The organism is Streptomyces sp. NPDC001100, from assembly GCF_053598575.1.
On sequence record NZ_JBSFKO010000011.1, the window covers coordinates 157,620 to 181,684 of the forward strand.

A 24,065-nucleotide genomic window follows, 5' to 3' on the forward strand; every position below is an offset into this window, starting at 1 on the left:
ACTCCGTTCCCGGACAGCACTCCTGGTCACCCGCCCGCTCAGCGTAGGAGATCACCCATCCCCCGACAACGGAGCCCCTACGGCCGCCGCCGTGCCGCGACCATGCGGACGCGGGGACTGCCGTCGCCGCGATGCCCGAACTCGGACAGGGCGTACAGGTCGACGTCGAAGCCGATCCGCTGCAATTCCCGCTGGACAAAGCCGAGTTGGAAGTCCCGGTAGTACATGACGAAGGGCGGGCGCCAGACGGCGTTGCGGATCTTCATCACCGTGTCGAAGCCGGACAGCATCCAGTACGCGGGCGAGGTGGGGCGCGGCGGCGCCAGGACGGGGAACGCGAAGCATCCACCGGGCCGCAGCACGGAGCGGACCTGGGCGAACAGGCCCGGAAGTTCGCGGGGCAGGAAGTGGCCGAACGCGCCGAAGCTGACCACCAGGTCGAAGTCGGCCCCGAACGGCAGGGCCCGCGCGTCACCGCGCACCCACGCGACGCTCGGCTCGTCGCTCTTCACCCGCTCTCGCGCGACCGCGAGCATGCCCGCGCTGAAGTCGACGCCGGTGACGGTCCGTCGGCACACCGTGGTCAGCGCTTCGGCACCCGCGCCGGTGCCGCAGCAGAGGTCGAGTCCGTCGTCGAAGGGCCCGATGCGCCGCAGTGCCGAGGCGACCGCGTCGAGCACCGGGGCCGGTGTCCGGAAGGGGGTGTGGTCGAACTTGGGCGCGAGCAGGTCGTAGCCGTGCTCGACGGAGGACAGCGCCTGGACGGCGAGTTCACGCAGGCTGGGACCTTCGGGGCTGAACATCCGGGTCAGCCTAGGGCAACCCGCTGCTTCAGGATCGCGAGAACGCGTTCGCACCAGCGCAGGTTCTCCTCCTCGAAGGTGATCCCGGCCATCAGCGTGAGATACGGCCCGACGCGGTCGGCGTCCCGGAGGTACTCCTCCTCGGTCCGCCCGCCGAGGAGGTGGTCCCGTACCCGCTCGTATCGGTCCAGCTTGCCGCGCGACCACGAGCTGCGCTCCTCGATCAGCTCGCGGATCACTGCGGGGTCGGTGCCGTCCATGGCCTGGATCTTGATGAGGAACTCGTCGCGGATGGCGGTGGGCCGCCTGGGCGGCTCGGCGGCGAAGGCGTCGAGGTCGCGGCGGCCGGCCTCGGTGAGCGTGAACATCCTTTTGTTGGGCCTGCGTTCCTGCTGGACGACCCGTGCCTCGATCAGTCCGTCCTGGGCGAGGCGCTCCAGTTCGCGGTAGAGCTGCTGCGGGGTCGCGGGCCAGAAGTTCGCCAGCGACACGTCGAAGGTCTTGGCCAGTTCGTAGCCCGAGGCCTCCCCTTCCAGGAGGGCCGCCAGGACCGCGTACTTGAGGGACATGTGGACACGCTAACAGCGGTTGATTAGTCTCATCCACACCTACTCAACTAATTGACTATGAGGTGAGCCGATGCGCGCGTTCCGTGAGGCGGTCGAGGCGCAGGACATGGAGGCCGTCGAGGCGCTGCTGGCGGAGGACGTGGTCTTCACCAGCCCGGTCGTGTTCAAGCCGTATCCCGGGAAGGCGATCACCGCGGCGATCCTGCACGCCGTCGCGCGGGTCTTCGAGGACTTCCGCTACGAGCGGGAGATCGGCGACCCGGACGGCCCCGACCACGCGCTGGTGTTCAGCGCGCGGATCGGCGACCGTCAACTGACCGGCTGCGACTTCATCCACGTCGACGAGGAGGGCCTGATCGACGACCTGATGGTCATGGTCCGTCCGCTGTCGGGGGCGCAGGCTCTCCAGGAGGCGATGGCCGCGCAGTTCGAGAGCATCGTCAAGGAGGCGGAGGCGCGGATCGGTTGAGCGGATCGCCAAGGAGGCGGAGGCGCCGGTCGGTTGGGCCTCGCGCCTCCGCCACGGGTCACGCCACGGTCAGGGTGAGCGCGCCCGAGTAGGTCTGCCCGGCCGTGATGGCCGTGGCCGTCCCGTCGACCGTCAGCGTGACCTGCTTGCCCCGGGGCGCCCTGACGGTCGCGTCGGCGGCGAGGGCGAGCCGGGTGAGGTACGAGGTGCCGGTGACCGTCCAGGTCGAGCCGCTGTTCAGCCGCACGATCGCGCCGTTGTTGACGGCGGCCTGTGCGGTGTTGGTGACGATGCCCAGCTCGTAGAAGGTCGACGCGTCGATGCTGGACACCCGGTGCTTGGCCGCCGTCGCGGAGATGACGCCCTCGACGCTCGCGTCCTCGAAGGTGAGGACCATGTTCTTGCCCTTGCGCATGCCGTTGTAGAAGTCGCCCTTCAAGGCTATGGAGTTGAAGGTCGCGGCTGCGTCGGTGGCGTGTACGGCGGTCGGGTCGAAGCTCGCGTCCTTCGCCGGGTCGCCCGTCGGCTCGGTGTAGACGCCGATGTTCATCATCTTGCCGTTGACCGGGACCGGGCCCGGGTCGTCCAGCTCGATCATCTGGAGGATGATCCCGTCGCGCGGGTTGAGCCGGGCGCCCTGCGAGCCGTCGACGCTGATCGTGGTCTGCTGGCCCTTGTTGAGGAAGGTCGCCCGCTCGGAGTTGATCACCGTGCCGCCGTCGAGGGTGAGTTGGCCGGTGCCGAAGAACATGTAGCCGAAGTGCCCGGAGTTCACGACGGTGTTGCGCACCGGGATCGACGCCAACTCGATCCTGGACAGCCCGAGTTCCAGCTCGGTGTTGAGCGCGGAGACAGCCGCCCTGGTGCTGTCGCCGTAGTGCACGACGGCGGCCGGGCCCGCGATGATGGTCGCGTAGCTGCCGACGTCGAGCCGCGAGCCGAGTACCCGCACGGTCGCGTCGCCGATGGCGTAGGTGCCGTAGCCGTACTCCCCCGTGTTGCCGAAGTGGCTGTTGATCGCGGTCAGTTTGAGTCCGCTGCCGCCCTCGACCGACAGGGCGCCCCACGTCTCCGAGAAGATCGTGGAGTTGAGGTAGGTGGCCTTGCTGTTCTTGCCGATCAGATTGGTGGCGCGGACGTTGCCGTCGAGGCCGAGCATCCAGGGCACTGACTCCATGTACGGGGTTTCCACGGTGGCTTGGTAGTCGGCGGGCAGTACGCCGTTGCGGGCGCGGAGGACGGAGTCCTTGACGATGACATTGGCGCCGTCGTTGGCGATGACGGCGGTCCGGACGACGCCCTTGTTGTCGATGCGGGCGCCGTCCACGACGAGCGTGGTCGAGGAACCGTCGCCGACGACCGCCGCGCCGTAGCCCGCGAAGTCGCAACGGCCGTTGCCCGTAAGGGAGATGGTGGGCCGGTCGAGCGTGTAGGTGGCGTCCTGGACGTACACGCCGTCGAAGCACTCGCCGGTCGAGGTGATCGACACGTTCCGGGCGTAGGCGTCGGTGAGCTTGCCCCCGAGGACGGCGGCGAGGACGGACTTGTCCTTGACCACGCCGTCGCCGTCGACGTAGACCGCCTGCCGGAAGGGGAAGGTGAGCGTCTCGTACGTGACCTCGTTGGCCGCGGCGACGGTCAGGACGACGTCGCCCCGGTAGGTGCCGGCCTGGATCAGGGTGGCCGTGGCGCCGGTGGCGGTGAGCAGCTGGCCGGTCTCCACGCCGTCGACGGTCAGCGAGAGGCTGGAACCGTCCGGGGCGACGATCTTCCCGCCGGAGGCGATGGTCAGCTCGCTCACGCGAGTGGTCGCGGAGACCGTGTACGTCTCGCCGGATGCCACCGAGATCCGGGTGCCCGAAGCCTTCTTGGCCGTCGGCGCGGCGGTGGCGGAGACCGCCGGCACCAGTACGGCGCCGGCCGTGGCGGTACCGGCGATCAGGACCGAGCGTCGGGTGATCAGCGTCATTGCTTGCCTTTCCAGGGATCGATGCGCCGTCGCGCAGTGTGACCGGCCGGCCGTCGAACGCGGGGTGCGGACGGGCCCGGCGGAGGCACCGAAGGTGCGCACGAGGGAGTGAAGCAGCCGTGAGAACCAGGGAACAGGCGGGCGGCACACACATATCGGAGTCCGATGCCTCGGATCACGCCGACCATTTCATGGCGGTTACACAGAGTTGTCATAGCGGGTGGGCAAGCTCGGACACGGCGGTGAGGCGGGCGGCTCGTGGGCCGTCCACCTCACCGTTCACCGCACGCTGTTCCGCTACGCCGGAGCGATCATCCCCGCCGACAGGTCGATGTCCGCCCCGCACAGCCCGGGCATCGCCAGCATGGCCACGAGTGCCCGCGCGACCTCGTACTCCTCCACGAGCCGACCGAGGGCGGCCCGGGAGGCGAAGTCGCGTTCGGCCTCGGCGACCGTACAGCCGGTCAGTTCGGCGGTGAGCCGGAAGTTGCGGTCCATGCGCGGGCCCCGAACCGGGCCCGGGGAAAGGGAGTTGACCGCGATACCCCGCGGTCCGACCTCCCCCGCCAGCGTCCGCGTCAGTCCCAGCAGCGCCATCTTGGAGGCGGTGTACGGGGTGCGGTTGGGCAGGGGACGTTTGCCGCTGACCGAGGCCACGTTGACGACGTCGCCGCGTCCGGCCGCCAGCATCGGCGGCAGGAAGGCCCGGCACATCAGATAGACGCCCCGGACGTTGGCGGCGAACACGTCGTCCCACTCGCCCGGCTCGATGTCGACGAGGGGCCGGACGGGGCCCGCGACTCCGGCGTTGTTGACGAGCAACGACACCTCTTCGTCTGCGAGTTGGGCGGCCAGGGCGCCGACAGCGGAAGGGTCGGAGACGTCGCACACGGCCGTACGGGCCTGTCCGCCGTCCTTGACCACATGCGCCGCCGCGTCCGCGAGCGCCGACTCGTTGCGCCCGACCAGGACCACCCGCGCGCCGGCGTCCGCGAGGGCGAGCGCGAAGGCACGGCCCAGCGGTCCGCCGCCGCCGGTGACGAGCGCTGTGCGGCCTTCCAGTGTCATGCGGTGTTCCAGGGCAGTTCGTCGCCCGCGGCCTTCGCGGCGCGTACGTCACCGGAGCGCGCGTGGCCCTCGAACAGCTCGACGCGGGCCGCCCGCCCGCACAGCCGCCCCAACAGCGCCTGGGAATCGGCGTCGGTGATCTCCTGGTAGGTCACCGTCTTGAGGTACTTCCCCACCCACAGACCGCCGGTGTAGCGCGCGGCACCACGTGTGGGCAGCACATGGTTCGTGCCGATGACCTTGTCGCCGAACGACACACAGGTGCCCTCGCCGAGGAAGAGGGCGCCGTACTGGGTCATGCGCTCCAGCGCGAGGCGGGGTTCGGCGGTCAGCACCTCCACGTGCTCGAAGGCGAACTCGTCGGCGAGAGCGTACAGCTCGTCGAGCGTGTCGACGACGTGCACCTGGCCGTGGTCGCGCCAGGCGGGCCCGGCGAAGTCGCGGGTGGGCATGGCGGGCAGGAGGCGTTCCACCTCTGCGACGGTCCGCTCGGCGACCTCGCGGGAGGTGGTGATCAGGACGGCCGGGGAGTCCGGGCCGTGCTCGGCCTGGGAGAGCAGGTCGACGGCGCAGACGAACGGGTCGGCCTGCTCGTCGGCGAGGACGAGGATCTCGGTCGGTCCGGCGAACAGGTCGATGCCGATCTCCCCGAAGAGCTGCCGCTTCGCCTCGGCGACATAGGCGTTGCCGGGTCCGGCGATGAGGTTCACCGGCCGCATCGTGTCCGTTCCGACGGCCATGGCGGCCACCGCCTGCACCCCGCCGAGCAGCCAGATCTCGTCGGCGCCGGCGAGGTGCATGGCGGCGACGGTGGCGGCCGGGATCTCGCCGTGGATGGGCGGCGTACAGGCGACGACCCGGGGTACGCCCGCGACCTTGGCGGTGACGATGGTCATGTGGGCGGAGGCGGTGAGTGGGTAGCGGCCACCGGGGATGTAGGCGCCCGCCGCCTGCACCGGGATGTGCTTCTGGCCGAGGCGCACTCCCGGCAGGGTCTCGACCTCGAACTCCCGCAGGGAGTCGAGCTGGTGGCGGGCGAAGCCGCGCACCTGGTCCTGGACGAAGCGGATGTCGTCGATGACCTGCTGCGGCACCGACGCGACAATCTTCTCGACCTCCTCGTCGGACAGCCGGAAGGAGTCGGGGCTCCACTTGTCGAACTTCTCGGAGCAGGCGCGCACGGCGGCGTCACCGCGCTCACGGATGTCCGCGATGACGCCGGTCACGGTCTCACGCACCTGGTCGAGGGAGGCGGTCACCTCCGCCTTGGGCACGGCGTGCTTCAGGATCGTTGCCACAACTGCGGCCTTTCTGCGGGTGGTTCGCGACAGACGGGGGGTCAGACCGGCGGTGCTTCGAACAGCACGTCGGGGTCGTTGAACTGCTCCTTGGCGACCGACTCGCTCATCGGGTCGGCGGTGCCCCACTGGTCCTGGGTGATCGGGTCGTCGACGTCATGGCGGCCCGGGTGCCACACGTCCTCTTCGAGAACGGCGAGTTCGGTCGTGTACTCGACGGTGTTGCCGTGCGGGTCGTGGAAGTAGGAGAAGGTGTTGTCGCCCGCGAGGTGTCGGCCGGGCCCCCAGGTGAGCCGGGTTCCGGCGCGCAGCGCCCGCCCGGTGCCCCGCATGTACTCCTCGACCCCGCGCATCTCGAACGAGGCGTGGTGCAGGGAGACATGGGGTCCCCGGGCGATGGCGAAGGAGTGGTGGAGGGGGCTGCACCGCAGGAAGTACATGAGGTCGCCCATGTGCGTCGAGTACAGGGTGTCGGTGAGCCGGAACCCGAGGTGCTGGACGTAGAAGTCCCGTAGCCCTTCCGGGTCCTGGGAGTTGACCACGCAGTGCGAGAGCCGGACGGGGATCGCCTCGCGCTCCTCGATCTTCCGGTGAGCGCGGGTGGCGACGTCGGCGGAGACCTCGACGACCCGGCCGTCCGGGTCGAAGAACCGGAAGCCGTAGCCACCGCCCGGGGTGTCCAACGCACCTGGCTCACCGAGGAGTTGGCCACCGGATCGCCCCAGCCGCCCGTGCAACTCGTCGACGGCCTCCGGAGAGACGGCCCCGAAGGCCACCAGGTCCATCCGCTTCCGCTCGTCCTCCCGGATGCGGACGATGTACTGCTCGGGACTGCCCTCCGCCGCGAAGAAGGCGACACCGCTGTCGTTGGCGACCTCGGTCAGGCCCCAGGTGGTGCCGTAGAAGGCGCGCTGGCGGGCGAAGTCCGGTACGGCCAGGTCGACATGGCGCAGATGGGTGATGGGCTGGAAGGTCACTGTCCGCTCCTGACGGTGTTGCGCTGATGGCCGAGGCCGGTGATCTCGGACTCGACGACGTCGCCGGGCTTCAGGAAGACGCCCCAGTGCGCGCCGTTGCCGGCCGGGGAGCCGGTGAGCAGCAGGTCGCCGGGGCGCAGGGTGGTGGTCGTGGAGACATAGGCGATGAGCCGCGGGATGTCGAAGATCATGTCCTTCGTCGACTCGTCCTGGCGGACAACTCCGTTGTGGCGCAGGGTGATCCGCAGGTCTCCGGGGTCTCCGACGAAGGCCGCCGGTACCAGGAAGGGGCCGGTCGGCAGGAAGGTGTCGGCGTTCTTGGCGGTGAACCAGTCGGTGCCGATGGCCTTGAGGTCGGGCCGGTAGAGGCGGTCGCGGGTGGTGAGGTCGTTCGAGATCGTGTATCCGGCGACGTACTCCATCGCTTCCTCGGCCGGGATGTTCTTGCCCGACTTGCCGATGACGAGGGCGAGTTCGAGTTCCCAGTCGTGCTGTTCGCCGAGCGCGGGGAGCACGATGTCGTCGTAGGGGCCGCTGATCGCGCGCGGGGAGCCGAGGAAGACGTACGGAACGCCGTTGCGGGCACGCTCGTCCATCATCGACTCGGCGTCGGCGCGGGCCTCTTCGGGGGTGGCGCCGTGCACGCTCTCCTTCTCGGCGGCGACCAGATCGACCACGTGCTTGCGGTAGTTGGCGCCGCTCTGGAGGATCTGGCCGGGCTCGACCGGGGTCAGGACACGCAGCGCGGCCAGCTCGTGCCAGGTGCCTTCGGAGGACCGGGCAAGGCCGTCGAGCCGGGCCAGCCAGTCGTCCCAGTCCTCGACGAGCGCCCGGACGGACGGCACGAGGTCGGAGAGGTCACGCACTCGGGAACCGGTGACCAGGCCGGGGAAGACCGCCGCACCGGAGGCGAACGTACCGAGTGCGAAGGGTCCGGCATGGGTGGGCTGTGGATCGGGCACGGCGCTCTCCTCGTACGGGTGGGGGCTCGCCCTCGACGCTAGGCAGCCCGGGCATCCGGCGGAAATGGCGATCCGCGATGCCTGCCATCACCGGCCGGTCCGGCCCACCGGGTCGTGGTGCGGCGCCCCGCGCGGCGGACCCGTCGGCCGCTCAGCTGCGGCTCCATCGCCGTACGGGATGCATGACGTCCCCCTTGCCGATGCCTCGATCCGTTGACCGTGGATCGGCCGCCCACGCAGGCTCGGAGCACCCACTTCCCGAGGAGAAGAACGTGATAGTCGAGCATGCCGAGCTGACCGTCGAGGCGGACCGGGAGCGGGAGTTCGCGGAGGTGTTCGGCAAGGCCCGCGAGGTGCTGGCCGAGGCCGACGGGTTCCGCTGGGCCGAGTTGCTGCGCGGCGTCGAACGGCCGGGAGTCTTCCTGCTGTTGGTCGGCTGGGACTCGGTCGAGGCACACATGGTCGGCTTCCGGGAGTCCGAGGCCTTCACGCGCTGGCGGGCCCTGGTCGGACCGTTCTTCGCCGGGCCGCCGGCCGTCGAGCACTTCCGTGAACTCGGGCCGCGCCTCTCCCGGTGACCCCCACTCCTTTCTTCTACGTTCGCAAGGATCGCCCATGCCCGTACAGAAGGTGCTCGTCGTCGGCGGCGGCATCACCGGTAGCGTGCTGTGTCTCGCGCTCGCCCAGCGGGGCGCCGAGGTGGAGCTCGTCGAGATCTCTCCGCAGTGGTTCGGTGTGGGCCATGGCATCACCGTGCAAGGCAACGCGCTCAAGGCGCTGCGTTCCGTGGGTGTCCTGGACCGGGTGCTGGCCCGGGCGGTGCCGTTCGACATCATGCGGCTGCGCACGGCCGACGGCGGGCTGATCACCGAGTTGCGCACCCCGCACACCGGCGGGCCCGAACTGCCGTCCACGGCGGGCGCGCTGCGCTCCGATCTGCAGGACGCGCTGTGCGACGCGGTGCGCGGGCACGGGGTGCGGGTGCGGCTCGGGCTGAGCGTGGACCGGCTCGACCAGGCGCCCGGTCATGTGGACGTGGCCTTCACGGACGGTTCGACCGGCCGCTACGACCTCGTCGTGGGTGCCGACGGCATCAACTCGGCGATGCGCGCACTGATCGGCATCGACGCCAAGCCCCGTCCCGTCGGCATGTCGATCTTCCGGGTCGTCGCGGAGCGTCCGGCCGAGATGGACTGCGCCGAGGTGTACTACGGCGGGCCCCGCTTCAAGGCCGGCTACAGCCCGATCTCGCCGGACCGGTGCTACGCCTACCTCCTCGACGAGAACCTCGACACCTCGCACATCGGCCCGCGCGCCCCGCTCTCCCTGCTGCGCGAGCGCGGCGCCGGGTACGGCGGGACCTGGGGGAAGATCCTGGCCTCGCTGCCCGACGACACGGCGGTCGACTACCGCTGGATCGAGGCGATCCTCGTCGACGGGCCCTGGCACCGGGGCCGTGCGATGGTCATCGGCGACGCCGCGCACGCCTGTCCGCCGCTGATCGCGCAGGGCGCGGCGATGTGCATGGAGGACGCGGTGCTGCTGGCGGAGCTGGTGACGGCGGACGAGCCGACGGAGCAGGCCCTGGACCGCTTCATGGCCAGGCGGCTCCCCCGGGTGCGGATGGTCCTGGAGAACTCCCTCCGGCTCGCCGACTGGGAGATCCATCCCGGCACGCCCGGCGCCGACCCGGCCCGCATCATGTCGGAGACGCTCGACAACCTGACGGCGGCGGCGTGACCGCCTCGCCGGTGGTCGACTTCCACGGCCACCTCGCCGTCCCCGCCGCCGACACCCTGATCGCGGGCACCCCGGGCCTCGCCGCCGAGCTGGCCGCCGAGCAGCGCGCCCACTCCCCCGCGTCCCTGGCCGTCAACCGCGCCCAACTCCGGTGCCTGGCAACCAGGTTGACCGACGTGACCACCCGCCTCGCGGACCTCGACGCGATGGGCGTCGACATCCAGGTGGTCGGCCCGATGCCGATGCACCACTACTGGGCGGACCAGGACCTCGCGATCCGGCTCGCCCGCACCGCCAACGAGGCCGTCGCCGCCCACTGTGCCACCGCGCCGGACCGACTGTTCGGACTGGGCACCGTCCCACTCCAACATCCGGACCTGGCGGTCGCGTTGCTGGACCAGGCGGTCAACGTCCATGGCCTGTACGGCATCAGCGTCTCCACGACGGTCGACGGCCGCGAACTGGCCGACCCCGCACACGACACGGTGTGGCAGCGGGCCGAGGAACTGGGCGCGGTCGTGTTCATCCACCCCTGGGGCTGCTCCCTCGGCGAACGCCTGGCGACCAACTACCTGGGAAACACGGTCGGTCAGCCGGTGGAGACGACGGTCGCGCTCTCGCAGCTCATCTTCACCGGTGTCCTCGACCGCTTCCCGCGCCTGAAGCTGGTGGCGGCACACGGCGGCGGCTATCTGCCGACGTACATCGGCCGCTCGGACCACGCCTGGCGGGTGCGCGAGGACGCGCGCGGCTGCGCCGAGTCGCCCAGCTCCTATCTGCGGCGGATGTGGTTCGACGCGCTGGTGTACACCCCGCGCGCACTGCGCCGGCTCGTCGAGGAGGTGGGTGCGGACCGGGTCGTCCTCGGTACCGACCATCCCTTCGACATGGGTGTCGACAATCCGGTGGCCCGCCTGGACGCGGCCGGGCTCGACCCCGCCGACCGGGCCGCGATCGCCGGGGGCAACGCTCTCGACCTGCTGTGGAAAGGACACACCCGATGACGACCCGCCCCGCTCTCGGCCCGATCGAGGAAGAGCTCGCCAAGGCCCGTTCCGCCTACCGCAATTGGGGCCGCTGGGGTGAGGACGACGTGCTCGGCACGCTGAACTTCATCGACGACGCGATCCGCGCCCACGCGGTGGGCCTGGTGCGGCGCGGGCGGTCCTTCTCGCTCGCCCAGGAGTTCAACGAGTCCGGCCCGCAGCGCGGTTTCCGCGGCCGGATCAACCCGGTGCACTACATGAAGGACACCGGTTCCGACGCGGCGGCCGGCACCCAGGGTTTCCCGCACGGCTTCGGCGGCGCCGACGACCACGTCGTGATGCCCCTTCAGGCCTCCACCCAGTGGGACGGCCTCGGCCACATCTACGACAACAAGCAGGCGTGGAACGGCCGTCCGTGCACCATCGTCAACGGCGACGGCGACTCGGTCACCGGCATCGAGCACATGAAGGACGTCTTCACCGGCCGCGGGGTCCTGCTCGACGTGGGCCGTGCGGTCGGCGACGAGCACGGTGAGCTCCCGGACGGATTCCCCATCCTGGAGGAACATCTGCGCGCCACCGTCGAGGCGCAGGGCGCGACGAGTTCGGTTCGGCGCGGCGACCTCGTCCTGATCCGCACCGGCCAACTCGGCCGCGTACGGCGGCTCGGCGCGTGGGGCGGTTACGCCGCCGGTGACGCGCCCGGCCTCTCCTTCACCACCCTCGGCTGGCTGCACCGCACCGAGATCGCGGCGATCGCTGCCGACACGTGGGGACTTGAGGTACGGCCGTACGAGTTCCCGCAGCCCGCGATGTCCCCGCTGCACCAGATAGCGATCCCCAACATGGGCCTCCCGCTGGGCGAGATGTGGGACCTGGAGGCACTGGCCGAGGACTGCGCGGCGGACGGCGTCTTCGAGTTCCTGCTGGTTGCCGCACCGCTGCCGGTGACCGGAGCGGTGGGCGCCCCCGTCAACCCGATCGCGATCAAGTGAGCCGACCTGTGAACCTGAACCGCTTCTCCGGCACCCTCCACCTCCCCGACGACGAGGACTTCGAGGCGGCCTGCTTCGGCCGGGTCTTCAACGCCCGCCGTCCGTACGACCGTTCACCTGCGGCGGTCCTGATGGCCGAGTCGGAGCAGGACGTCGTGGAGGGGGTACGACTGGCTCTGGACTGCGGCTGGCAGGTCGCCGTCCGCTCCGGCGGGCACAGCTGGGCCGCCTGGTCGGTGCGCGAGAAGGCGCTGCTGATCGATCTCGGGGGCTTCCGCGAGATGGCGTACGACCCGGGGACCGGGATCGTGACGGCGACCCCCAGCATCAAGGGCGGCGACGAACTGAACCCGTATCTTGGCGAGTTCGGCCGCTTCTTCAACGGCGGGCACTGTCCCTCCGTCGGCATCGGCGGCTTCCTCCTCCAGGGCGGACAGGGCTGGAACGCGCGCGGCTGGGGCTGGGCGGCGGAGAACATCGTGGCGATCGATGTCGTCACCGCCGAGGGCGAGTTGGTGCGCGCCGACGAAACGCACCACAGCGACCTGTTCTGGGCGGCGCGCGGCGCGGGTCCGGGCTTCTTCGGCATCGTCACCCGCTTCCACCTCCGCACCCGCCCGCTGCCGAAGTACCTCGGACACACCGTGCACGCGTATCCGCTCGACCTGTTCGCCGAGGTCATGACCTGGTTGCACGGCATGCACCACACGGTCTCGGACCTGGTGGAGATCGTCGCGCTCACCCAGACACCGCCCGACCTGGACGAGCCGGTGCTGCTGGTCACGGGCGTGTCGATGACCGACACCGCCGAACAGGCCGCCGAAGCACTGGCACCCCTGCACGCCAACCCGTACGCGGACCGGGCCCTGTTCCGCGTGGAGGCCCAGCGGACCACACTCGCCGAGCAGTTGGCGGGCCAGCGCACCGCCAACCCGGAGGGCCACCGCTACCTGGTCGACAACGCCTGGCTGACCGGCCCGGCCGAGGAGGTCGTACCGGCGATCCGCAGGGCGTTCACCGAGCAGCCCACCCGGCAGACCTTCACCATCTGGTTCTCCATGGCCCCGGTGCGCCAACTCCCGGACATGGCCTTCTCGTTGCAGTCGGAGATCTACTGCGCCACGTACGTCGTCCACGACGATCCCGCGCGGGACGCGGAGTTGCGCACCTGGCTGGACGACGCGATGGCCGACATGCGGCCGGTGACCGCCGGCCAGTACCTCGGCGACTCGGACTTCACCGTGCGGCAGTTGAGGTTCATGGGCGACGAACAGTGGCGGCGGCTGCGGGAGATCCGGGCCGCCCGCGACCCCAAGGGCCTCTTCGCCGGCTATCTGAGCGCGGGGACCGTTACCAACACCAACCACTGGGAGCAGTGAGCGATGCGTTTCGCGACATACGAGTACGAGGGCGTGGAGCGCGCCGGGGTCGTCCGGGACGGGACCGTCCATCCGCTGCCCGAGGGCGTCACCGTACTGACCCTGCTGGAGCAGGAGGTGCTGCACGCGGCCGGTACCGAAGCGCTGCGCCGGCCAAGCGACTTGACGGTGGATCACGTACGACTGCTGCCGCCGCTGAAGCCGCCGTCCATCCGGGACTTCGTCGGGTTCGAGGCACACATCGAGGGGGTGTCGAAGTCACTGGACGGACTGGAGCACGTACCCGAGGAGTGGTACCGGGCGCCCAACTTCTACTTCACCAACCCCCATGCCGCGTACGGCGCGCACGACGAGGTGCCGGTACCGGCGGGCTGCTCGGTGCTCGACTTCGAGCTGGAGGTCGGGGTCGTCATCGGCCGCGCCGGGCGCGATCTCACGCCGGAGCAGGCGCGTGAGCACGTCGTCGGCTATCTGGTCTTCAACGACTGGTCGGCGCGGGACCTGCAGAAGCCCGAGAAGAACCTGGGCCTCGGCTTCTCCAAGGGCAAGGACTTCGCGAACACGCTCGGCCCCTGTCTGGTCACCGCCGACGAGGTCGAGGACCGGCGCGACCCGGACGGCTTCCTCGACCTGGAGATGACGGTCACCCTCAACGGCGAGCTGATCGGCCGCGACACCCTGGCCAACATCTCCTGGACCTTCGAGGAGATGATCGCCTACGCCTCCCGGGACGCCTGGGTGCGCCCCGGGGACATCCTCGGCTCGGGCACCTGCGGCTGGGGCGCGCTGGCCGAGTTCTGGGGCCGGGTCGGCGAGCGCACCCCGCCGCCGCTGAAGCCCGGCGACGAGGTGACCCTCGCGGTGGAGCGCCTGGGCACGCTCTCCAACCGCGTGGTGCCCGGCCGCAGGGACGTGTATCTGCCGCGGGCACGCAAGCGCGGCCGGACGCCGAGGCCATAGACCGGACGGCCAACCCTTCCGACCTGCACACATCCGGGGATCCGATGGCAGCTATCGGATCCCTGTGACTTCCCTCCCGGACTCTTCCTCGGCGGGAAGGCGGTCGTTACGCTCCGGTTTCACCGAGCTTCAACGACGCGGCCGGAAGGACAGGCGCATGGGTCTGGGAGCAATCGACCTGAATCTTCTGGTGGCTCTGGAAGCCCTCCTGGAGGAGAAGAACGTCACCCACGCGGGCGTACGGCTGTCCACCAGCCAGTCCGCGATGAGCGGCTCCCTGGCCCGGCTGCGGCGCCACTTCAACGACGAGCTGCTGGTGCGGGTGGGCCGCGAGTACGAACTGACCCCGCTCGCGGAGCGGCTGCTGCCGGTCGTCCAGTCCTCGCTGCACAAGGCGGAGGAGGCGCTCTCGCTGACCAGGCACTTCGATCCCTCGCGCAGCCGGCAGCGGTTCTCGGTCGTGATGTCCGACTACGTGATGACGGTGTTCGTGGAACCGCTGCTGCGGGCCCTCGCCCAGGAGGCCCCGGGCATCCGGATCGACTTCCACCCGATCGTCATCGGGCAGCTGGAGACGGAGACACATCTGCGCTGCCACGACCTGATGATCGTGCCGCTCGGCTATCAGCTGCCGGGCGTCAGCGAGGCCGTGATGCACGACCGGTTCGTGTGTCTCGTCGACCCGGACAACCCGCGTCTGGTGGACGGACGGCTCTCGCTGCGCGACCTCGCGGAGATGCCGCACGCGGCCTGCGCCGTCGGCAAACTCACCCCCGCGGACCGGCAGTTGGAGACCTTGGGCATCACACCTCGGGTGCAGGTGAGCACGCCCGGCTTCAATGTGCTGCCGTTCCTGGTGAGCGGCACCGACCTGGTCGCCGTGGTCCCCGAGCGGCTCGCCCGGCGCTACGAGGGGTTCGCGCGCTGTGCCGTCGTACCGACGCCCTTCCCCGACGTACCCCTCGTCGAGGCCATGTACTGGCATCACAACCGGCACGCGGACCCGGCGCACCGCTGGCTGCGGGAGACGGTCCGCGAGGTGGGCGCGTCGCTGGACGATCCGGTGGTGCGCGAGATCGCCGGCGCGGATGCCACCCATGCCGATCGTGCGTTTCCGGAGCTGACCGCGGCTTCCTAGCGTGGACGGGAGACAGCCCGCACCCCTTGGAGGCAACCGTGAGCCGCACGCGTCTGGCCGGTCGTACCGTCGTCGTCACCGGGGCGGCACAGGGCCAGGGAGCCGCCGAGGTGACGGCCGCGGCCCGGGAGGGGGCGACGGTGATCGCTACCGACGTCCTGGACGAGGCGGGCGAGAAGCTGGCCGCGTCCCTGCGTGCCGACGGCCTGGACGTCACCTACCGACACCTGGACGTGGCGTCCGAGGCCGACTGGGCGGACCTGGCAGCCTCCCTCACCGAAGTGCACGGCCTGGTCAACAACGCGGGCATTCCCATGCGCGCGCGGCTCGGCGACGTCCAACTCACCGACTGGAACCGGGCGTTCGCGGTCAACACCACCGGCGCGCTGCTCGGCATCCAGGCGCTGACACCGCTGATGCCGCCCGGATCGTCCATCGTGAACGTCGGCTCGGTCGCGGGTCTCACCGCGCATCACGCGGTCGCGTACACCGCGAGCAAGTGGGCGCTGCGCGGCCTGTCGAAGGTGGCCGCGCTGGAGCTGGCCCCGCGCGGCATCCGTACGAACGTCATCCACCCCGGCTACATCGAGACCCCGCTGATGACGTCCGCGAACCCGGTGTTCGTACAGGCCCATCTGTCGCTGACGCCGCAGGGACGGGCCGGGACGGTGGACGAGGTGGCGCCGCTGGTCGTCTATCTGCTGTCGGACGAGGCGTCGTACGTCAACGGCGCGGAGATCACCGTGGACGGCGGGTACGCGGCGCACGGCGGGGTGAAGGCGATCACGAACGCGCTCGACGCACGGTGACGGCCGGCGTCCTGGGCGGCGCCGGCCGTCGTGGGTGAGGGCTGGGGCGCTACTGATCGGCGCGGTCGCCGCGGAGGTTGGCGGTCAGCCGGTTGATGCTCTTGACCGCGAGTTCGGCGAAGTTCGAGCGGGCGACGATGGCGGTCGTCTCGCCGTGCCGTCGGACGCTGCGCAGGTCACGCTGGACCTGGCGCGAGAGCTGGTGGAGTTCGCGCTGGGCGGTGGCGAGCCGCTGTTCGGCGGCGGTGCGGGCCTGCCGGTGCTCCCGTCGGGTGCGGGGAGCGCCGGTGCTCTCGGACGAGGTCTCTGTGGGCATGTCGGGGCTCGCTTCCGTGGTGGTGGGTCGCGTCGCCGCGAGGGGACGGACGCCGACGTTGTCCAAATAGGCTTCTAGGGACGGGAGTTCGGCGGTGTCGACCACGGCGGCGACGTAGCCGTCCGGGCGGACGAGCACCCACTGCTCGGAGGACAGTCCGTAGGCGCTCTGGACGCGGTCGCCGCTGTCGACGATGTCGCCCCGGGTGCCGATGGTGTGGATGTGCAGGCCGGGGCGCGGCGCGGGGGCCGATGCCTCGTCGACGTCATGGCCCAGCAGGGTCCAGTGGGGGCCTTGGAACAGGCTGAACAGGCGGGTGGGCAGGCCGCCCGCGCCGGTGACGGGCGCGTCGGGCGCGCGGTCGCCGGCCAGGACGCCCTTGTCGCGCGCCGAACCGTGCAGCGACAGGGACGAGTTCAGGTAGCCGAGGTCGAGCTGACTGACCTCGCGGCCCCGGTGGATGTCACGGTTCTTGGCCGCTTCGAGCAGCTTCTCGGACAGGCCGAGGACGGCTTCGGCGATGGGCCGGCGTTCCTGCTCGTACGTCTCCAGGAGGGAGTCCGGGGCACCGCGGAGTACGGCGGCGAGCTTCCAGCCGAGGTTGTAGGCGTCCTGGACGCTGGTGTTGAGGCCCTGTCCGCCGGTCGGCGGGTGGCAGTGCGCCGCGTCCCCGGTCAGGAACACGCGCCCCCGCCGGTAGGTGTCGGCCAGCCGGGCGTTCATCTGGAACGCGGACGCCCAGGACACCGAGCGGATCACCACGTCCTCGCGGCCGGTGCGTTCGCGGAGGAAGGCGGTGAGTCCCTCGGCCGAGAGGTCGAGGTCGACGTCGAAGGGGACGGGGGCCTGGAGCTGGAACATGTCGGTGCCGTAGAGCGGGCACATGGAGACCTGCCCGGCGGTGTCCTCGCCCCAGCGGTGCCAGGCGTCCGACGAGACGCCGTCGACGTACACGTCGGCCACGATCGCCCGCACCCCGAGGGTCTTGCCGGGAAAGCCGATCCCGAGGGTCTTGCGGACGAAGCTCGATCCCCCGTCGGCACCGATCAAATACCTTCCGCGTACGGCCTGTTCGCCGTTCGGGGTGGCGATGCGCGCGGTCACGCCGTCGGCGTCCTGGTCGAAGCCGACGAGTTCGTTGCTGTAGTGCGGGGCATGCCCCAGCTCGGCGAGGCGTTCGCGCAGCCGGCGCTCGGTGAGGAACTGCGGGACGAGCAAGGGTATTTGGTACGGCTCCTCCGGCGTCGGCTCCGACATCTCCACGCCGACCTGGTCGATGGGCCCGTCGGCGGTGTAGACGCGCTGGACGGGATACTCGCCGCCGGAGGCGACGATCCGGTCGATCACGCCGAGGTCCTCGAAGACCTCCTGGCTGCGGGGCTGGATGCCCTTGCCGCGGGAGCCGGCGAACGGCTGCGGCGCCTTGTCGATGAGCAGGAAGGCAATGTTCCTGCGGGCGAGGTCGAGGGCGAGGGTCAGACCGGCCGCGCCGGTGCCGCAGATGATGACGTCGGTGTCCGTGGTGGGGGACATGGCTCCGAGCTCCTTCGGTAATTTCGTTGGTTCCAGTGCGAGTTGCATGACGGTCGTGTCGGGGTCAGGGCACCAGGACGGTGCGTACGCCCGGGATGTCGGGCGCGTTCCACGCGCTCTCCACCTCGGCGAGGGGTACCGCCTTGGCGGTGACCGCGATTCCGCCGCTCTCGATCTCCTCGACGAGGGAGGGGAGTTCCTCCAGGTACGTCCTGGTCGACACGGCGCCCTGGCCGTTGCCCTGGAGCCGGAAGTTCGCCGAGCGCAGCGCCACCGACGGGAGTTCGATGGTGGGACCCGCCATGGCGCCGATCTGGATCCAGTTCAGGGCGCGGCCGCGGTCGGCCCGGGCCCGCAGCACCGCCATGATCGCGTCACCGGCGGGCTTGCCCCACAGGTAGTCGATGACCAGGTCGACTTCGGCGGCCTCCTTGGCCAGTGCCGCCGCGGTGGCGTCGGCGTCGTCGGTGAGCGCGACGGTCGCGTCCGCGCCGATTGCGGGCAGGGCCGCCAGGCGGGCCCGGTCGCGTCCGGCACCGACGACCCGTCCGGCGCCGAGCCGCTTGGCGACCTGGACGGCCATCTGTCCCGCGTTGCCGGTGGCGCCGAGGATCAGCACCGACTGCCCCGCCTCGATCGGGACGCGGCGGCGCAGCGCCACCCAGGACGACATGGCCGGGTTCATCGCCGCGGCGATCTTCACCACGTCCGCGCCGTCGGGCAGCGGGATGCTGTGCCGGCTGTCGATGACGGTCCGGGTGGCCATGGGCCCGGCCAGTTCGTCGTCGGCGACGAAGTACACCAGTCGGCCGTCCGCCCGCCGGCCGACCCCGTCGACTCCGGGCACCATCGGCAGCTTGCCGGTGCTGGTGTAGTGGCCGCCCGACGCACCGGTGCGCACTCGGGGGTGCAGGCCCACGGCGAGGACGTCGACCAGCTCCTGGTCCTCGTCGGTGGGGGCGGGCAGGTCGAACGGCTCGTAGCTGGGCGGGGCGTCGAACGAGTGGACCACCGCGGCATGGACGTCCATGAGAGCTCTCCTCGGCTTTGGTGCGCGGCACGGACAGTACGCGACACAGAAAGTACGTGGAACAGAAAGTACGTGGCACGAATTAAAGTAGTAGGTGTCACGTACCTTTGCAAGTAGAATCCGGAACATGACGCCACCGCACGACACCCCGCCCCCGGCCACCGAGGACCTCGGCCTGGTCGACGGCCTCGCCCAGCTGTCGTTCCTGGTGCAGAGCGCCCTCGCCGAGATCGCGGCGCAGTACGACATGTCGGTCGTCCAGACCCGGATGCTCGGGATACTGCGGGACCGGGAGCCGACGATGAACCAGCTCGGCCGACACCTCGGCCTCGACAAGTCCTCGATCACGGGCCTTGTCGACCGGGCGCAGCGCCGGGGGCTGGTCACCCGTACGGCCAGCACCGTCGACCGCCGCTCGTTCCAGGTGTCGATCACCGACGCCGGCCGGCAGCTCGTGGAGCAGGTCGCCGCCCAGTTCGCCGAGCGGATCGAGAAGTGTGTCGAGCCGCTTCCCGGCACCGACCGGAAGCTGCTGTCGCGGATGGCGACACGCATCGTGACCGCCGACGCCCACGACCGCGGCATCGACCTGCGCACCGATCCCCGCTGACCGGACTCCGTCAGAGAGAGCCGCGCGGCACCGTCACCACGTGCTTGCCCACGACGCCGCCCCGCTCGAACGCCTGGTGCGCCGCGGCGATGTCCGCGAGCGGGTACACGCTGTCGATCACCGGGCGCAGCGCACCCGAAGCGACACGGTCGGCCACATCCCGCAGCACGGGAGTCTCCGGGTTGGCGCTGAAGGTGCGGATGCGGCGGGAGCCGTGCACGCTCGACGCGGCGATCGCGGCGATGGCGGACGGGGACAGTCCGACGGTGACCATCCGGCCGCCCTTGGCCAACCTGCCGCGGTAGCAGTGCAGTTCGGTGCCGACGGTGTCGACGATGACGTCGAACGGCCCGATCTGCTCCGAGGTGGTGGAACCATAGTCCAGGACCTCGTCGGCGCCGAGCTCGGTCAGGATCTTGGCGTGGCGGTCGCGGGCCAGCGCCGTCACGTGGCCGCCCATGGCGTGCGCCAACTGCACGGCGGCCGTGCCGACTCCGCCGGCCGCGCCCCGCACCAGAACCCGTTCCCCGCCCGCCAGTCGCACACTGTCGCGCAGCGCGATCAGCGCCGTGGAACCCGCGACCACCAGAGCTGCCGCCTCGACCGACGAGAGGTCCGCCGGAGCGTGCGAGATGCGCTCCACGGGAACCACGACGTACTCGGCCGCCCCCGCGACGGAGTGCCGCTGCCGGGGATGCACCATGCCCCACACCCGGTCCCCGACCCGGTAGCCCTCGACACCCGAGCCGGTCGCGGCGACGACACCGGCGAAGTCCAGACCCACACCGATCGGGAAGCGGCGCCCCGACACCATCTTCAACTCCCCCGCCCGGACGATCACATCGTGCCCGTTCACGCTGGACGCCTCGACCGCCACCAGCACCTCGCCCGAACCGGGAGCGGGACGCTCCACTTCATTGACCCGCAGAACGTCCGCAGTACCGAAACTCGTGATCTGAACGGCCTTCATGTCGCTGTCCTTCCGTGGCCCGCTGTGTGGTTGGTCCGATGCTGGACCGCGCACGCAGCATCACGGTCGTTCTCCTTTTCCTGGGTCCGGCAGACCCACCCTCGCGGGCCGCACCGACGGCATACTGACGCGGTGACCGACTCCCCCCACACCATGAGCGACGATCCCCGACGCGAACTCGCCGAGTTCCTGCGCACCCGCCGAACTCGGCTGCGGCCAGAGGACGTTGGGCTGGAGCCTGGTCCGAGGCGGCGCGTCGCGGGGTTGCGGCGGGAGGAGTTGGCCCTGCTGGCCGGGGTGAGTTCCGACTACTACCAGCGCATGGAGCAGGGACGGGACGTACGCCCCTCCGAGCAGGTCCTCGACGCCCTCGCGCGCGCCCTCGGCTTCTCCGCCGAGGAGACCCGCCACCTGCACAGCCTCGCCGCCGCCGCGCGCAACCCGGTCCGCCCACCGCGTTCGTACGAGCCGGAGGAGGTACCGGACACCACGCTACGGCTGCTGCACGGCATGACCGCGCCCGCTCTGGTCGTCGGCCGTTTCCTGGACGTACTGGCCTGGAACCCGCTCGGCGGTGCCCTGTTGGGGGACTTCACCCGCCTGCCCCAGCGGGAGCGGAACCTGCTGGCGCTGTTCCTGCGCCCCGAGGCCGACCGGACCTGCCCCAACCGGGCGGCCACCGTCGCGGAGCTGATCGGGATGCTGCGGACGCACGTCGCCGCCGATCCCGGCCACCCGCGTGCCGTCGAGCTGGTGGGTGAACTCGCCGTCCACAGCGATGAGTTCGCGGCCCTGTGGGCCCTCCACGACGTGGAGGAACCGACCCGCGGCCAGATGCGCCTCGACCATCCCCGGGTCGGCGAACTGAACCTGGACTGGGACGCCTACCCGATACCGGGCAACCCCGGTCCCGCCCTCATGGTCTGCACGGCCGCCGAAGGGAGCCTCGACGCGGAGCGGCTCCAACTCCTCGCCGGCCAACTCGACGCCCGCTGAGGACTGTTCCCGGTCAGCCGCCCAGCCGGAGGCCCGCGAGCCAGACGTCAGGCGTGCCGGGTTTCGATTCCCCGGCCGCCAGTCGGACCAGGATCTGCCGTGCGCGGCGCAGAAGTGCGTGGGCGGTCATCGGAACCTCCGGTGTCGTGGGTTGCTTTCACCTCACCGACAACGGCCCCCCTACGCGGATCGACACTCCGCGAGCCGCCGCTCCAGAAACCTTCGCTCCGCGTCGTTCTCCACCAACTCCAGTGCCCGCCCGTACGCTTCGACGGCCTCCGCCGTACGACCGCTGCGGCGCAGCAGATCGGCGCGGGTCGCGGGCAGCAGGTGGTAGTCGGCCAGTTCACCCGACCGTTCCAGCTCGGTCACCAACTCCAGCCCGGCTTCGGGCTGTTGGGCCATACCGACGGCCACCGCACGGTTGAGGCGCACCACGGCCGAGGGCACGAAGCGCTCCAACTCGCCGTACAGGCCCGCGATGTCGGCCCAGTCGGTGTCGGCGGCGGTGGGTGCGGTGGTGTGGCAGGCGGCGATGGCGGCCTGGATCTGGTACGGCCCCGGGCGGCCCCGGCGGAGGGCCGTCTCCAGGAGTTCGGCGCCCTCGTCGATCTCCGACCGGTCCCACTCCGTACGGTCCTGATCCTCCAGTGTCACCAACTCACCCGCCGCATCCACGCGCGTGTCACGGCGGGCGTCGTGCAGGAGCAACAGGGCCAGCAGGCCGAGCACTTCGGGCTCGTCCGGCATCAGGTGGGCCAGCACGCGGGCCAGTCGGATCGCCTCGGCGCAGAGGTTCGTCCGGACGAGGTCGGTGCCGGACGTGGCCGCGTACCCCTCGTTGAAGAGGAGGTAGACCACACCGAGCACACCCGTCGTGCGCTCGGGCAGCAGATGCGCGGGCGGCACCCGGTACGGGATGCCGGCGTTGCGGATCTTCTTCTTGGCGCGCACCAGCCGCTGCGCCATGGTCGCCTCGGGGACGAGGAAGGCACGGGCGATCTCGGGGGTGGTCAGCCCGGCGAGCGCGCGCAGGGTCAAGGCGACCCTGGCCTCGATGGGCAGCGCGGGATGACAGCAGGTGAAGAGCAGCCGCAACCGGTCGTCCTCGACCCCGCCGTCGTCACCGTCGTACTCCGGGTCGTACGGCCCCTCGTCCCGCCCCAGCACCGCGACCTCCCGGAGTTTCGCCGCCCCGACCGCCTCCCGGCGCAGGACGTCGAGGGCGCGGTTGCGGGCGGTGGTGGTCAGCCAGGCGCCGGGGCGGCGCGGGATTCCGTCGCGCCGCCACCGGTCGAGCGCCTGGGCGAAGGCGTCCTGCGCGCACTCCTCCGCGAGGTCCCAGTCGCCGGTCACCCGGATCAGGGTGGCGACGACCTGGCCCCACTCCTCGCGGAAGGCGGCGGCGACCGCCTCCTCGACGTCCGGCACGTTCACTCCCAGACCGGCCGTACCTCGACCGAGCCGCCGGCGAGCGCGGCGGGGTGCCGGGAGGCGAGGGAGATCGCCTCGTCCAGGTCCGCGACCTCGATGATGTCGATGCCGGCGACGTACTCCTTGGACTCGACGAACGGGCCGTCGCTGAGCAGGACTTCGTCGCCCTGGACGCGGACCGTGGTGGCGTCGGAGGACGGCCGCAGACGGGCCCCGCCGCGCATCAGGTCACGGCCGCGGACCTCGTCGATGTACGAGGTGAAGCGGGGGTCGGCGGCGATCTCGGCGGGGCTGAGTTCCTCGCCGTCCACGGGGGTGCAGATCAACAGGACGTACTTCATGACCGCTCCTCGGCCTTCTCGGTGACGGCTGAGATGTGTTCGTGGACGATCTGCCAGGCCAGTCCGGTGTTGCGGTAGCCGGTGGTCACGCGCAGTACGTCGTCCAGGGGCCGGCCGTCGGTGCGGGTCCCGCGCAGCCGGACGAGGGCATGGCCGAAGGCGACGGACTCGTCGACGTGGACGCGGAACTCCAGCACCTCGCGGGTCAGGGGCCAGGTCACGCCCCCGAGGACGTCCTCCACGGCCTTGCGGAAGGCCGCGGTCCCGAGCCGTTCGGCGTCGAGCGCGCGGATCTGCGTCTCGCCGTCCTCCTCGCCGTCCATCGGCCAGAAGGGGCGCACCTCCATGGCGCCGATGGTGGCCACGGGGTGTTTCCCGGCGGCCTCGACGGCCTCCTCTAGGGTGTCGCACTCCAGGATGTCGAATCCGGCGACGTACTCCTTGGTCTCCGCGAACGGCCCGTCCGTACGGAGCACCTCCCCGCCGCGCACCCGTACGGTGACGGCGTCGGCGGGCAGCGCGAGCCGGTGGCCGTGCAGCCGTACGCCGCGGTCGCCCAGTTCCTCCACCCAGGGTTCGACGGGTGCCATCCCGGAGGCGTCGGCGGTGTCGTCGCCGCACACGAGCAGCATGTACTTCATGGATCCTCCCGGTCCTCATGAGCTTCCTACACCCCACCGACGAACGCGGCCGGGCCGGATCGACACCCCCTT

Annotated in this window: 24 protein-coding genes; 11 read left to right on the top strand and 13 right to left on the bottom strand. The window is 70.7% G+C overall.

The features are described 5' to 3' along the window. Positions 1 to 77: 77 nt before the first annotated feature. Together ACWDEW_RS18235 and ACWDEW_RS18240 are read right to left on the bottom strand one after the other, a co-directional pair. Positions 78 to 803, bottom strand: coding sequence for a class I SAM-dependent methyltransferase (locus ACWDEW_RS18235; RefSeq protein WP_450513985.1), 726 nt, complete (start codon positions 801 to 803; stop codon positions 78 to 80). Positions 804 to 808: 5 nt separating this feature from the next. Further along, positions 809 to 1,372, bottom strand: a complete 564-nt coding sequence (locus tag ACWDEW_RS18240) for a PadR family transcriptional regulator (protein WP_450513986.1) — start codon at positions 1,370 to 1,372, stop codon at positions 809 to 811. A 70-nt stretch (positions 1,373 to 1,442) separates the two neighbouring features. Here ACWDEW_RS18240 and ACWDEW_RS18245 point away from each other — a divergent pair, with 70 nt between their 5' ends. After that, on the top strand, positions 1,443 to 1,841 hold the full coding sequence (locus ACWDEW_RS18245; protein WP_450513987.1) for a nuclear transport factor 2 family protein: 399 nt from the start codon (positions 1,443 to 1,445) through the stop codon (positions 1,839 to 1,841). 58 nt (positions 1,842 to 1,899) lie between these two features. Here ACWDEW_RS18245 and ACWDEW_RS18250 read toward each other — a convergent pair whose 3' ends face one another. From ACWDEW_RS18250 to ACWDEW_RS18270, 5 genes are all read right to left on the bottom strand, one after another. After that, positions 1,900 to 3,810, bottom strand: a complete 1,911-nt coding sequence (locus tag ACWDEW_RS18250; RefSeq protein WP_450513988.1) for a hypothetical protein — start codon at positions 3,808 to 3,810, stop codon at positions 1,900 to 1,902. 297 nt (positions 3,811 to 4,107) lie between these two features. Next, positions 4,108 to 4,878 carry an SDR family NAD(P)-dependent oxidoreductase gene (locus ACWDEW_RS18255; protein ID WP_450513989.1) on the bottom strand — a complete coding sequence of 257 codons (771 nt, stop codon included), beginning with the start codon at positions 4,876 to 4,878 and terminating at the stop codon, positions 4,108 to 4,110. Then, positions 4,875 to 6,176: a histidinol dehydrogenase gene (gene hisD, locus ACWDEW_RS18260; RefSeq protein WP_450513990.1), complete on the bottom strand. Its 1,302-nt coding sequence runs from the start codon at positions 6,174 to 6,176 to the stop codon at positions 4,875 to 4,877. Before hisD ends, ACWDEW_RS18255 begins: the two co-directional genes overlap by 4 nt. Before the next feature lie 41 nt (positions 6,177 to 6,217). Further along, positions 6,218 to 7,153 carry a VOC family protein gene (locus ACWDEW_RS18265; protein ID WP_450513991.1) on the bottom strand — a complete coding sequence of 312 codons (936 nt, stop codon included), beginning with the start codon at positions 7,151 to 7,153 and terminating at the stop codon, positions 6,218 to 6,220. After that, on the bottom strand, positions 7,150 to 8,115 hold the full coding sequence (locus ACWDEW_RS18270) for a fumarylacetoacetate hydrolase family protein (RefSeq protein ID WP_450513992.1): 966 nt from the start codon (positions 8,113 to 8,115) through the stop codon (positions 7,150 to 7,152). Before ACWDEW_RS18270 ends, ACWDEW_RS18265 begins: the two co-directional genes overlap by 4 nt. Positions 8,116 to 8,387: 272 nt before the next feature. On the opposite strand from ACWDEW_RS18270, the gene ACWDEW_RS18275 reads away from it, so the two are divergent. From ACWDEW_RS18275 to ACWDEW_RS18310, 8 genes are all read left to right on the top strand, one after another. Beyond that, positions 8,388 to 8,693 (top strand): antibiotic biosynthesis monooxygenase family protein, encoded by a 306-nt coding sequence (locus ACWDEW_RS18275; protein ID WP_450513993.1) that lies wholly within the window; start codon positions 8,388 to 8,390, stop codon positions 8,691 to 8,693. 37 nt (positions 8,694 to 8,730) lie between these two features. Next, a complete protein-coding gene (locus ACWDEW_RS18280; RefSeq protein ID WP_450513994.1) occupies positions 8,731 to 9,855 on the top strand; it encodes an FAD-dependent monooxygenase in 1,125 nt (374 codons plus the stop codon). Further along, positions 9,852 to 10,859, top strand: coding sequence for an amidohydrolase family protein (locus ACWDEW_RS18285; RefSeq protein ID WP_450513995.1), 1,008 nt, complete (start codon positions 9,852 to 9,854; stop codon positions 10,857 to 10,859). Before ACWDEW_RS18280 ends, ACWDEW_RS18285 begins: the two co-directional genes overlap by 4 nt. Then, complete coding sequence (locus tag ACWDEW_RS18290; RefSeq protein WP_450513996.1) at positions 10,856 to 11,836, top strand: cyclase family protein; 981 nt, start codon at positions 10,856 to 10,858, stop codon at positions 11,834 to 11,836. Before ACWDEW_RS18285 ends, ACWDEW_RS18290 begins: the two co-directional genes overlap by 4 nt. An 8-nt stretch (positions 11,837 to 11,844) precedes the next feature. Then, the gene (locus ACWDEW_RS18295) at positions 11,845 to 13,215 is read left to right on the top strand and encodes an FAD-binding oxidoreductase (protein WP_450514109.1); all 1,371 of its coding nucleotides are present in this window, start codon (positions 11,845 to 11,847) and stop codon (positions 13,213 to 13,215) included. 3 nt (positions 13,216 to 13,218) lie between these two features. Then, positions 13,219 to 14,175 (top strand): fumarylacetoacetate hydrolase family protein, encoded by a 957-nt coding sequence (locus ACWDEW_RS18300; RefSeq protein ID WP_450513997.1) that lies wholly within the window; start codon positions 13,219 to 13,221, stop codon positions 14,173 to 14,175. 157 nt (positions 14,176 to 14,332) lie between these two features. Beyond that, positions 14,333 to 15,313: a LysR family transcriptional regulator gene (locus ACWDEW_RS18305; protein WP_450513998.1), complete on the top strand. Its 981-nt coding sequence runs from the start codon at positions 14,333 to 14,335 to the stop codon at positions 15,311 to 15,313. 38 nt (positions 15,314 to 15,351) lie between these two features. Continuing rightward, positions 15,352 to 16,122: an SDR family NAD(P)-dependent oxidoreductase gene (locus ACWDEW_RS18310; RefSeq protein WP_450513999.1), complete on the top strand. Its 771-nt coding sequence runs from the start codon at positions 15,352 to 15,354 to the stop codon at positions 16,120 to 16,122. A gap of 49 nt (positions 16,123 to 16,171) precedes the next feature. Here ACWDEW_RS18310 and ACWDEW_RS18315 read toward each other — a convergent pair whose 3' ends face one another. Together ACWDEW_RS18315 and ACWDEW_RS18320 are read right to left on the bottom strand one after the other, a co-directional pair. Further along, on the bottom strand, positions 16,172 to 17,971 hold the full coding sequence (locus tag ACWDEW_RS18315; RefSeq protein ID WP_450514000.1) for an FAD-dependent oxidoreductase: 1,800 nt from the start codon (positions 17,969 to 17,971) through the stop codon (positions 16,172 to 16,174). A gap of 64 nt (positions 17,972 to 18,035) precedes the next feature. Beyond that, entirely contained in the window at positions 18,036 to 19,001 is a 966-nt protein-coding gene (locus ACWDEW_RS18320) for a zinc-binding dehydrogenase (RefSeq protein WP_450514001.1), read from the bottom strand. Between the two features lie 127 nt (positions 19,002 to 19,128). Between ACWDEW_RS18320 and ACWDEW_RS18325 the strand changes: the two genes are divergently transcribed. Next, positions 19,129 to 19,611 (top strand): MarR family winged helix-turn-helix transcriptional regulator, encoded by a 483-nt coding sequence (locus ACWDEW_RS18325; protein WP_450514002.1) that lies wholly within the window; start codon positions 19,129 to 19,131, stop codon positions 19,609 to 19,611. Between the two features lie 10 nt (positions 19,612 to 19,621). Here the strand turns inward: ACWDEW_RS18325 and ACWDEW_RS18330 are convergent, their stop codons facing one another. Continuing rightward, positions 19,622 to 20,581 (bottom strand): NADP-dependent oxidoreductase, encoded by a 960-nt coding sequence (locus ACWDEW_RS18330; RefSeq protein ID WP_450514003.1) that lies wholly within the window; start codon positions 20,579 to 20,581, stop codon positions 19,622 to 19,624. 153 nt (positions 20,582 to 20,734) lie between these two features. On the opposite strand from ACWDEW_RS18330, the gene ACWDEW_RS18335 reads away from it, so the two are divergent. Continuing rightward, the gene (locus ACWDEW_RS18335; RefSeq protein ID WP_450514110.1) at positions 20,735 to 21,577 is read left to right on the top strand and encodes a helix-turn-helix transcriptional regulator; all 843 of its coding nucleotides are present in this window, start codon (positions 20,735 to 20,737) and stop codon (positions 21,575 to 21,577) included. 180 nt (positions 21,578 to 21,757) lie between these two features. Here ACWDEW_RS18335 and ACWDEW_RS18340 read toward each other — a convergent pair whose 3' ends face one another. From ACWDEW_RS18340 to ACWDEW_RS18350, 3 genes are read right to left on the bottom strand one after another with little or no spacing between them, the layout of a single operon-like run. Next, positions 21,758 to 23,014: an RNA polymerase sigma factor gene (locus ACWDEW_RS18340; RefSeq protein ID WP_450514004.1), complete on the bottom strand. Its 1,257-nt coding sequence runs from the start codon at positions 23,012 to 23,014 to the stop codon at positions 21,758 to 21,760. After that, the gene (locus ACWDEW_RS18345) at positions 23,011 to 23,352 is read right to left on the bottom strand and encodes a YciI family protein (protein ID WP_450514005.1); all 342 of its coding nucleotides are present in this window, start codon (positions 23,350 to 23,352) and stop codon (positions 23,011 to 23,013) included. The genes ACWDEW_RS18340 and ACWDEW_RS18345 overlap by 4 nt, the downstream gene beginning before the upstream one ends. After that, complete coding sequence (locus ACWDEW_RS18350; protein WP_450514006.1) at positions 23,349 to 23,993, bottom strand: YciI family protein; 645 nt, start codon at positions 23,991 to 23,993, stop codon at positions 23,349 to 23,351. The genes ACWDEW_RS18345 and ACWDEW_RS18350 overlap by 4 nt, the downstream gene beginning before the upstream one ends. Positions 23,994 to 24,065: the final 72 nt, after the last annotated feature.